The organism is Inquilinus limosus MP06, assembly GCF_000767795.1.
Lineage (GTDB): Bacteria > Pseudomonadota > Alphaproteobacteria > DSM-16000 > Inquilinaceae > Inquilinus > Inquilinus limosus_E.
The window spans coordinates 1-2,446 of sequence record NZ_JANX01000756.1 but is presented as its reverse complement, the minus strand read 5'-3'; the positions used below and the strand labels follow the sequence as shown (position 1 = coordinate 2,446).

Below are 2,446 nucleotides of genomic sequence, written 5' to 3'. Positions count from 1 at the left end.
GGCCGTCACGTGCGCAAGGCCGGGCTGGACTTCCGGGCCGGCGACGTGCTGCTGCAGCCCGGCCGCCGCCTGACCGCACGCGACATCGGCATCGCCGCCTCGACCAACCACCCGTGGCTGCGGGTGCGCCGCCGGCCGCGCGTGGCCGTGCTGGCGACCGGCGACGAGATCGTGCTGCCCGGCGAGGCGCTGGGGCCCAGCCAGATCGTCAGTTCCAACAGCCATGCCCTGGCCGCGCTGATCCGCAGCTGCGGCGGCGAGCCGGTGGATCTCGGTATCGCCCGCGACAATGCCGAATCCCTGGCGGCGCTGGCCGCCGGCGCGCACGGCGCCGACCTGATCGTCACCACCGGCGGCGCCTCGGTCGGCGAGCACGACCTGATCCGCTCGGTCCTGGGCGAGCATGGCCTGGCCCTGGATTTCTGGAAGATTGCGATGCGGCCGGGCAAGCCGCTGATCTTCGGCCGGTTCGGCGACACGCCGCTGCTCGGCCTGCCCGGCAACCCGGTCTCGACCATGGTCTGCGGCTGGCTGTTCCTGCGCCCGGCCCTGTGGGCCCTGCAGGGGGCCGAGGCGCCGGAGAATCGCGTCGCCGCGACATTGGGCCGCGACCTGCCGGCCAATGACCGGCGCGAGGATTACCTGCGGGCGCGGATCGAGCGCACGGAGTCGGGCTTCGTCGCCACCCCGTTCCCGGCGCAGGACAGCTCGATGCTGTCGCTGCTGGCCGCAGCCGACGGGCTGGTGATCCGCCCGCCCAACGCCCCGGCCGCGGCGCGCGGTGAGACCGTGGATGCGGTGCTGTTCGGCGACGGGATCTGAGCCCTGGATCGTTACATGGAAGTAAAGAACCGGGTGCGACACAGTTAGGCGCTTGTGTTTTTGTTTTGTTCCTCCTAATGTTCTGTTCAGGGATTCGGCCGCGCCGCGGCCCCTGCGAACGGAGGATGCCTTGCTGACGCGAAAGCAACAGGAACTGCTGTTGTTCGTTCACCGCCGCCTGGAGGCGGACGGCGTCAGTCCATCCTTCGACGAGATGAAGGATGCGCTCAGCCTGAAGTCGAAATCCGGCATCCATCGACTGATCACCGGCCTCGAGGAGCGCGGTTTTATTCGGCGCCTGCCGCATCGGGCCCGGGCGCTGGAAGTCCTCAAGCTCCCGGAATGCCTGAAAGCCGACGCGCCGGCAGCGGCCGAGGACGACAACGTCGTTCCCTTCCGGCCCGTCCGCTCCGATGCCGCCCTGCCCGGCCGCAAGCTGGAGCGTGCCGATCTCAGCAATCCGGAGAACGGCGTCCGCCTGCCGCTCTATGGCCGGATCGCCGCGGGCATGCCGATCGAGGCGCTGCGCGATCACTCCAACTACGCCGAGGTGCCGGCCTCGCTGCTCGGCCCGGGCGAGCACTACGCCCTGGAGGTCGCCGGCGACAGCATGGTCGAGGCCGGGATCCTGGACGGTGACACGGTCATCATCAAGCGCGTCGACTCGGCCGATCCCGGCGTCATCGTCGTCGCCCTGGTCGACGACAACGAGGTGACGCTGAAGCGGCTGCGCAAGAAGGGCGGCAATATCGGGCTGGAGGCCGCCAATCCGGCCTATGAGACCCGTTACCTGCCCACCGACCGCGTCCGCATCCAGGGCCGCCTGGTCGGGCTGCTGCGGACCTATTCGTAAGACCGGCCGGCGGTCCTCGAGGATCGCCGCCGGCAACCGCCCGGCGCATTCCGGGTGTTGCCGAACGGCGCGTTGTCCGGTCCTCTGTACGGCGTCCCGCAACGCATCGGACGTCCGTGCATGACCCTGCGTCGATCGCTCTTTCGCCTGCTGGCGCTCGCCCTGCCCTGCATCGGGCTCTTCGCCGGTGCCCCGGCCCGGGCGGCCGGCAGCTACCGTACCTCCGGCGATTGCGACGGTTTCCCGAAGGTGTCGCTCCGCACTCCGGACGGGCTTTGCGTCGGCCTCGTCGCCGCCGGACTCCGCTTCGCCCGCGGCGTGGCGGTGATCGGGGACGACATCTACGTCGCCGACATGGGCAGCTGGGAGAAGGGGCGCGGCCGGCTGCTGCGCATCCCCGACCGCGGCCGCGGAACTCCGCAGGTGCTGCTGACCAAGCTGGACCGGCCGAACGGGCTGGTGGCGACGCCGGACGGCACGCTGCTGCTGGGCCTGGCCGGCCGCATCGTGTCGGTCGACCCGAAGGCGAGTCCGCCGGGGCTGCGGGACGTGGTGACCAACCTGCCGAATGACGGGCGCCACCCGCTCGCCGCCCTGGCCCTGGCGCCGGACGGCACCCTCTACGTCAATGTCGGCACCGCCACCGACCATTGCGAGCACGCCGACGATTCGGCGCCGGATCCCGCCAAGCCCTGCCAGGAGACGGAAGGAACGCCTCCGCGCGGCAGCGTCCTGCGCATCGCGGCCGGCGCGCTGCCCGCCGATGCCCGC

The 2,446-nt window shown here is 71.1% G+C and carries 3 protein-coding genes; all 3 read left to right on the top strand.

Going from position 1 to position 2,446, the window contains the following annotated elements; translation table 11 throughout:
- Positions 1-822: molybdopterin molybdotransferase MoeA (locus P409_RS31945; protein WP_034848099.1), on the top strand; the 822-nt coding region annotated here is incomplete at its 5' end.
- Positions 823-952: 130 nt separating this feature from the next.
- Complete coding sequence (lexA, locus tag P409_RS31940) at positions 953-1,675, top strand: transcriptional repressor LexA (RefSeq protein ID WP_034848097.1); 723 nt, start codon at positions 953-955, stop codon at positions 1,673-1,675.
- Positions 1,676-1,795: 120 nt separating this feature from the next.
- On the top strand, positions 1,796-2,446 hold a 651-nt coding region (locus tag P409_RS31935), incomplete at its 3' end, for a glucose dehydrogenase (protein ID WP_034848098.1).